The sequence below is a fragment of the Streptomyces sp. NPDC054932 genome (assembly GCF_053610205.1).
The window spans coordinates 1-5,469 of the sequence record NZ_JBSGXU010000319.1 but is presented as its reverse complement, the minus strand read 5'-3'; the positions used below and the strand labels follow the sequence as shown (position 1 = coordinate 5,469).

Genomic DNA, 5,469 nt, shown 5'->3' with positions numbered 1-5,469 from the left:
GCCCTCGACCTGGTCGTGCTCGACCAGCTCACCCCGGCCGAGGCCGCCCAGGCCCTCGGCGTCACCCGGGCGACGGTCCGCGTCCGCCTGCACCGGGCCCGGCGCGCCCTGGGCGCCCCCAGCGCCCAGGGCTCCACGACAGCACTCCAGATGGAGGCAGCCCGATGAACAGCAGGCCCAGTGGCTTCGAGGACCGGCTGAAGGCCGCACTCCTGGCCCGCCTCCCGGAGGTCGTGCCCACGCCCCCCGCCCGGTCCTTCGCCCGGCGGTACGGCATTCCGCTCGCGGTCGGCGCCGCCACGGCCACCGTGGTCGCCGTCATGACCCTCACGGGCAGCAGCCGCACCGGCTTCCTGCCGGCCGGCACGCCGAGCCGTTCGGCCTCGGACGCGCCCAGGATCACGAAGGAGCCGGACGGGTCGCTGCGGTTCGATCCGCCCCGGCAGGAGCAGCTCCCGGCCCTGGCCGAGCGGCTGAAGAAACTGGGGGTCCCGGCCGTCGTGCCCCCGCTGCTGCCGGAACTCGAGTGCAAGGCGGTCAAGGGCTGGGTCCGCGGCCCGAAGGACGATCCCGCGGCCGGTGTGTCGAGCAGCGATGACGGACGCACCCTCAGGGTCAACCCGAAGGCGGTCCCCCCGGGACACACACTCGTGTTGACGTGGGCGTACTTCCAGCCGTGGTGGGAGGAGAAGCAAGGACTCGCCTTCGGAGTCCTGCCGAACGAACACGTCCCGTACTGCTCGGTCGACTTCCGGGAGGCCTTCCTGGCGCAGCAGCGGATGGGGCGCCCCACCCGAACCCCCGGCCCACCGGGCACCACTGCGCCTTCGCCCTGATCGCGCTGCGCGGCCGTACGCCGTCACAGCACTCGGCCCGGCCCCCTCTTGTCAGGGGGCCGGGCCGAGTGGTGTCGATGGGGCTGCCGGCGCGGCTACACGGCGGACTCCGGTGCGATCCGGCTGCGGACGGCCGACTGGACGTCCTCCTCCTCGGCCGGATCGGCGGCCAGGCGGCGCAGCCGGGGCGCCACGCGGGCGTCGGCCGTCTCGGCGTGGTGGGCGGCCACCTCACGGGTGGTCTCCTCGCAGTCCCACAGGCACTCGACGGCGAAGCCCGCCGCGAAGGAGGGGTCGGTGCTGGCCAGGGCCCGTGCGGCCCGGCCGCGCAGGTGGGACGAGGCGGTCTCGCGGTAGATGTGGCGCAGCACGGGGGCCGCGCAGCCGATGGCGAGCCGGCCGGCCCCGTCCACCAGGGCGAACAGGCGCCGGGTGTCCGGGCCCGCACCGCGGACCGTGGAGCGCAGGGCTCCCAGGACCAGGGCCGCGTCCTCGGCTCCGCCGCGGGCGGCCAGGGTGGCCGCGGCGGCCTCTCCCAGCGCGTCGGGGCGGTGGATCCAGCGTCGGGCCCGGTCGACGGCCTCGGGGCCGCACATGCGCTCGTAGGCGGCCACGGCGGGCTCGTCGGCGGCGGCTTCGATGAGGTCCAGTACGGCCGGGTTGTCCGGTTCGGCGAGGACCAGGTGGTGCAGGGCGGTGGCCCGGGCGGCCTCGCCGTCGGTGCCGGCGGCGGCCGCGAGGATGGCGGAGCGGTCCTCGGGCTGGGCCACGGCGGCCAGGCAGCGGGCCGCGGGGACGTGCAGCGGGGTGCCGCGGCGCAGGCCGTCGGCGGCCCAGTCGAAGACGGCCTGGACGCCCCAGCCGGGCCGGGGCCCGCTCGGGGTCATCTGCCGCTGCCAGCGGTCGAAGGAGCCCTGCTGACGGGCGGCGCGCAGGCGCTCCCCGTACTGGGGGGTCTCCTCCCACAGGCACCACGGGCGGGGCTCGTAGGCATCGCGGACGGCGGCGGCCAGCCGCGCCTCGCCGTCCGCCGTGGCGGGGAAGCGGGCGAGGACGGCCCCGGCCAGGGACCGCAGGCCTTCGTCGTCGTCGCGCAGGGCCAGCTCGTCGAGCGCCCATGCCCAATTCGCCCCGGAGGCCGCGTACCGGCGCAGCAGCATGAGCGCGTCGTCGCGGCCGTACGAGGCCAGGTGGCCCAGGACGGACAGGGCGAGGCCCGTGCGGTGGTCCTCTTCGTCGACGAGGTCGTCGGCGCTGAAGAGGTGGTCCTCGATCTCGCCCAGGGGACCGGTGAGGTCCAGGTACAGCCGGGCGTAGTACAGGGAGCGGTTCTCGACCTGCCAGTCCTGGCGCGGGTCGCGGAGCACGCACTGGTTGAGGGCCTCGAGGGCCTCCGCCCTGGGTGCCGCGAGTGCGTGCAGCGTGCCGTCGCCGCGGCCCCGCTGGAGGAGCCCGAGCAGGGTACCGCTCGGCGCTATGACTGGTTCGAACATGGGAATGGCCTCAAATCAAGCTGGGGACGCAACCGGGAATCGGGATTCACAGGGCCGCGTAACAGCATGTGAGGACGTCCGCCGTCATGTTCCGCTCGATGTAGACCATTGCCTTCTCACTCTCGTCGGTGCTTCGTGACCATGGAGGCCGGGCCGGGCCGGCACACCCTTCGTGTCCTGCCCGCTTCTGCCCGTCCCCCGTACTCGCGAATCGAATCCGACGCCATGATGGCCCAGCCGGTTTGTGCGCCGCGACCACATTTATGGCCGCCGTGACCAACCTGTGAGGTCGGGATGCGTCCGGGCCGGGCCAGATCCCAGGCAAAACCGGACTACTTGGCTCCGAAAAGTTCCAGCAGGTCGGCCTTGGCGAACATGCGCGCCGTGTCCACGGCGGAGGGGGTTCCGGCCTCCGGGTCGGCCCCTCCGGCGAGCAGGGCGCGGATGACGGCCTCCTCCCCCTTGAAGACCGCGCCGGCGAGCGGGGTCTGGCCCCGGTCGTTGGCGCGATCGGCCTCGGCGCCGCGGGCCAGCAGGACCGACACGGCATCGGCGTGGCCGTGGTAGGCGGCGAGCATGACCAGCGTGTCGCCGCGGTCGTTGGTGAGATTGGCCGGGACGCCGGCGTCCAGGTAGGCGGTGAGCGTCTCGGTGTCGCCCTGGCGGGCGAGGTCGAAGATCTTGGTGGCCAGCTCGATGACGTCCTCATCGGGGACGCCCTGGGAACCGGAGCCCTCTGCGGCGTGCTCGCTCATCGTTCGTACCGCCTTTCACTCGTTTGCTGACAGGGTCCGCCCGCCCGTGGTGATCACGAGAACCCGGTCGCGGGCCGGGTGGGCAGCGGGGCGCACGGCGCTGCGTCCGTACGGGTGAATCGCCAGAGTAGCGCCCTGGCCTGCACATGTCCGGGCCGGGCCGAGGCAATGATCACCTTCGTCCCAGGGTGCGCCGGGCAGGCCAGCCGGGCTGAGCCGGTCAAGTGAAAAACCTCTGGATTCACCCGTATGCACCTTTTGTCGCATTGATACTTCCTGTGAGCCTGGAAGAACTGATGGTGACCGTCCCCACCAACCAGGAGAAAACCTCATGGTCCTGTCCATCTCAGGCGTCGTCCTGCTCGGCATCATCTGCTTCCTCTTCTTCAAGAAGGACGGGATGAAGCTGACGCACGCCTTCGTCTGCGCGCTGTTCGGTTTCTTCCTCGCCGGCTCCGCCATCGCCCCGAGCATCACGGCGAGCACCGCGAGCCTCGCGAGCCTGCTCGGCGGGATCAAGCTCTAGCCCGGCCATCACACAGCGACACCAGCAGCACCCGGAACACCGTCACACCCACAACTCCAGGAGACGCCCGTGGCCCGGCGCCCACTTCCCCGCATCCTCAGCAGCGGCACCGCGTCGCTGGCCCGGGGCCGCGACCTCGCTCGCACGGCCGCCGACAGCGCCACGGACGTCCTCCATCCGCTCCTCGTCATCGGACGCGGCCTGCGCGTCCTGGCCGCGGCCGGGCGGCGCCGGTGGTCGCAGACCCCCAAGGACAAGCGTGGTCCCGCGCTCTTCCTGGGAGCCGCCTGCGTCCTCGTGGTCGCACTCGTCCCCTACGGTCCGCTCCTCGCCCTGATCACCCTCATGGCGGCGGCGGCCTGGCACGGACGCGACCGCAACCCGGCGAAGACCGGACCCAGCGATGCCGAGGCCGAACGGCTCGGCTGCCTCTACGAAGCCCTCGTGCCGTACTTCTCCATCCCGGAGGACCCGAGTCCGCTCTTCGCCCACGGCGGGGACTGGGACAAGGCCTTCAGCGGCTACGAGTTCGACGAGGCGGGCCGCATCACGCGGCTCCACATCCGCTACCCGGCCTACTTCACCGACGGCGAGGCCACCTCACGGGCCCGGATCGAAGCACTGCTGCACGCCAAGTCCGGGCGCGGACGGGAGTATCTCTTCGACTGGGACGAGGAGGGCAACCAGCTCGACCTGAGGGTGCTGGCGGCGCTGCCGACGGGCATCGCCGCCCAGCCGTTCGTGACCTCCCCCGGCGAGACGGTTCTCGGCTTCACCGACGCCGGCGGCGTGCAGCGCACCCTGCCCGTCCTGGAGGGCGGCGAGCCCCGGGACGTACCGCCGGTGATCTGGCGCACCGGGCCCCGCTCCACCGAGCCCCACCTGCTGGCCGTCGGCCAGCCCGGCAGCGGCACCTCCACCCTGCTGCGCTCCGTCGCCCTGCAGGCCCTGCGGCACGGGGGCGACGTACTGATCGTCGACGGCGGCGGCAGCGGCGAGTACTCCTGCCTGTCCGGCCGGGGCGGCGTCCTCGCCGTGGAGTGCGGGCCGACCGGGGCGCAGGCCACCCTGGAATGGGCCGCGCGGGAGACCGAACGGCGGCTCATCGCCACCCACCGGGCACGGGAGATCGGCCGGCCGGCGCCCGAGGACACCCGGCGGCCCCTGTGGATCCTGCTGGACCAGCCGAGCGTGCTGGCCCACCTCTCGGTCGCCGAGGGCGGCCCCGACCCGCTGGCCCAGCTGCAGGTACCGCTGCGGCACGGACGGCCCGCGCACGTCACGGTGGTGGTGGCCGAGCAGTTCGGGCACCTCGAACTGCTGCACGACGCCGTCTGGCAGCACACCCGCGCCCGTGTCGTGCTGGGACCCGCCGCGATCCAGCAGGTCGCCGACGTACTGGGGCTGCCGCCGCACACCACCCCCACGGACCGGGTGCCGCCGGGGCGCGGCTACGCCCGGCTCGGCACCGGGCCCGTGCACCGGCTGCAGGTGCCCGCCACCCCGGACCCGTACGACGAGGCCGCGCACCCGGCGTACCGGCAGGCGGTGCTGGAGCTGCTGCCCGAGCGGCAACAGGGCCCGGGCGGAGGGATCACGCCGGCCAAGCGGCTCCAGGGGCAGCCGCCGGCGCAGGGCTCGGCCCTGGACGCCCCGGAGATTCCGGAGGTGCCGGCCGAGGCTCCGTGAGCCGGTCGCGCCGGGGCCGGGCGCCGGTCGGCTGCGCCGCTGCGAGGCGGAGGCCGGTCACGCCGGGGCCGGGCCCCGGTCGGCTGCGCCGCTGCGAGGCGGAGGCCGGTCACGCCGGGGCCGGGCCCCGGTCGGCTGCGCCGCTGCGAGGCGGAGGCCGGTCACGCCGG

General features: G+C 73.9%; 6 protein-coding genes. 4 read left to right on the top strand and 2 right to left on the bottom strand.

Translation table 11 applies throughout. From position 1 onward, the window contains the following. The first annotated feature begins 15 nt into the window (after nt 1-15). Together ACWGE1_RS39855 and ACWGE1_RS39850 are read left to right on the top strand one after the other, a co-directional pair. A complete protein-coding gene (locus ACWGE1_RS39855) occupies nt 16-168 on the top strand; it encodes a sigma factor-like helix-turn-helix DNA-binding protein (RefSeq protein WP_453425361.1) in 153 nt (50 codons plus the stop codon). Beyond that, on the top strand, nt 165-836 hold the full coding sequence (locus ACWGE1_RS39850) for a hypothetical protein (RefSeq protein ID WP_453425360.1): 672 nt from the start codon (nt 165-167) through the stop codon (nt 834-836). Before ACWGE1_RS39855 ends, ACWGE1_RS39850 begins: the two co-directional genes overlap by 4 nt. A 95-nt stretch (nt 837-931) precedes the next feature. Here the strand turns inward: ACWGE1_RS39850 and ACWGE1_RS39845 are convergent, their stop codons facing one another. Together ACWGE1_RS39845 and ACWGE1_RS39840 are read right to left on the bottom strand one after the other, a co-directional pair. Further along, complete coding sequence (locus tag ACWGE1_RS39845; RefSeq protein ID WP_453425359.1) at nt 932-2,329, bottom strand: HEAT repeat domain-containing protein; 1,398 nt, start codon at nt 2,327-2,329, stop codon at nt 932-934. A gap of 332 nt (nt 2,330-2,661) precedes the next feature. Next, nucleotides 2,662-3,084: an ankyrin repeat domain-containing protein gene (locus ACWGE1_RS39840; protein WP_453425358.1), complete on the bottom strand. Its 423-nt coding sequence runs from the start codon at nt 3,082-3,084 to the stop codon at nt 2,662-2,664. 331 nt (nt 3,085-3,415) lie between these two features. Here ACWGE1_RS39840 and ACWGE1_RS39835 point away from each other — a divergent pair, with 331 nt between their 5' ends. Beyond that, complete coding sequence (locus ACWGE1_RS39835) at nt 3,416-3,610, top strand: hypothetical protein (protein ID WP_007262923.1); 195 nt, start codon at nt 3,416-3,418, stop codon at nt 3,608-3,610. Between the two features lie 69 nt (nt 3,611-3,679). Then, complete coding sequence (locus ACWGE1_RS39830) at nt 3,680-5,299, top strand: hypothetical protein (RefSeq protein ID WP_453425357.1); 1,620 nt, start codon at nt 3,680-3,682, stop codon at nt 5,297-5,299. The last annotated feature ends 170 nt before the right edge of the window (nt 5,300-5,469 follow it).

Excerpts from the sequence above, each read along its gene's own strand:
- ACWGE1_RS39850 (WP_453425360.1), top strand. The coding sequence starts at position 165 with ATGAACAGCAGGCCCAGTGGCTTCGAGGACCGGCTGAAGGCCGCACTC.
- ACWGE1_RS39845 (WP_453425359.1), bottom strand. The coding sequence starts at position 2,329 with ATGTTCGAACCAGTCATAGCGCCGAGCGGTACCCTGCTCGGGCTCCTC.
- ACWGE1_RS39840 (WP_453425358.1), bottom strand. The coding sequence starts at position 3,084 with ATGAGCGAGCACGCCGCAGAGGGCTCCGGTTCCCAGGGCGTCCCCGAT.
- ACWGE1_RS39835 (WP_007262923.1), top strand. The coding sequence starts at position 3,416 with ATGGTCCTGTCCATCTCAGGCGTCGTCCTGCTCGGCATCATCTGCTTC.